The following is a 1,069-nucleotide window of genomic DNA, read 5'->3' as shown; positions in this document are numbered from 1 at the left end:
CTGCATCACGCCCCTGGGGATGACCGCATAGGCCTCGGTGAAGACGGCGCGGCCGGTCAAAAGCTCGTTCTGGCCGGAATGGCCGCCATGTGGAGCATAATAGGTTCGCTCGGGCATCCTGATCGTATCCATGGGTTCAAACCTATTGCGGAAGCATGTCCTTGAGGCGGAAGAGCGCGATGCGCTCGACCTGTTTGCAGGCGGTCTCGAATTCGACGCCGCGGCTGTTGCCGATGCGCCTTTCGAACTCCGCCAGGATTTCTTGCCTGGTCTTGCCCTTCACCGCGACGATGAACGGGAAACCGAAGGTGGTGACGTAGGCGGCGTTAAGCTTGGAAAACAGCTCGCGCTCCTTGTCGGTCAGCTCATCGAGGCCGGCCGAAGCCTGTTCCCTGGCTGATTCCGCCGTCAGCCGCCTGGCCCTTGCCAGCTTGCCGGCAAGGTCTGGATGGGCGTTGAGCACGCCCAGCCGCTCCGTTTCGCTTGCGGCGCGGAAAACGCGGCAGAGCGCATTGTGCAGGCCGCCGGCGCTGTCGTGCGCCGGGCCAAGTTCCAGCTCGTAGGCGCGCTCGGCTATCCACGGCGAATGTTCGAAAACGCCGCCGAAAGCATGCACGAAGGCCTCGAATTCCATCCTCGAAGGGCGCAGCACCGGCTGCTTGTATGGATGGGTCTCGCGCCAATGCCTGGCGATGTCGATACGCCGCGCCAGCCAGACCTTGTCGTGCGACTTCACATAGTCGACGAAGCGCTTCAGCGCCGCCACCCGCCCCGGCCGCCCGACGAGGCGACAGTGCAGGCCGATATTCATCATGCGCGGCCGCCCAGCCTTGCCTTCGGCATAGAGCGTGTCGAAACTGTCCTTCAGATAGGCGAAGAACTGGTCGCCCGAGTTGAAGCCCTGCGGCGTGGCGAAGCGCATGTCGTTGGCATCGAGCGTGTAGGGGATGATGAGCTGTGGCCTGTCTGTCCCGTCATCCGCGAACCAGTAGGGCAGTTCGTCGTCATAAGTGTCGGAGACGTAGTCGAAACCGCCTTCCTCGGCGACGAGCCGTACCGTGTTGACCGA

Annotated in this window: 1 protein-coding gene and 1 pseudogene; both read right to left on the bottom strand. The window is 63.0% G+C overall.

Going from position 1 to position 1,069, the window contains the following annotated elements; translation table 11 throughout:
• Positions 1-132: pseudogene (locus FJ980_RS35740) on the bottom strand ((S)-ureidoglycine aminohydrolase); the annotation flags it as partial.
• A gap of 10 nt (positions 133-142) precedes the next feature.
• Positions 143-1,069 (bottom strand): 2-oxo-4-hydroxy-4-carboxy-5-ureidoimidazoline decarboxylase (gene uraD, locus FJ980_RS33855; RefSeq protein ID WP_140547694.1); only part of this gene is annotated, 927 nt, incomplete at its 5' end.

It is taken from the genome of Mesorhizobium sp. B1-1-5 (genome assembly GCF_006443065.1).
Lineage (GTDB): Bacteria > Pseudomonadota > Alphaproteobacteria > Rhizobiales > Rhizobiaceae > Mesorhizobium.
This window is presented reverse-complemented; position numbering and strand designations above follow the sequence as displayed.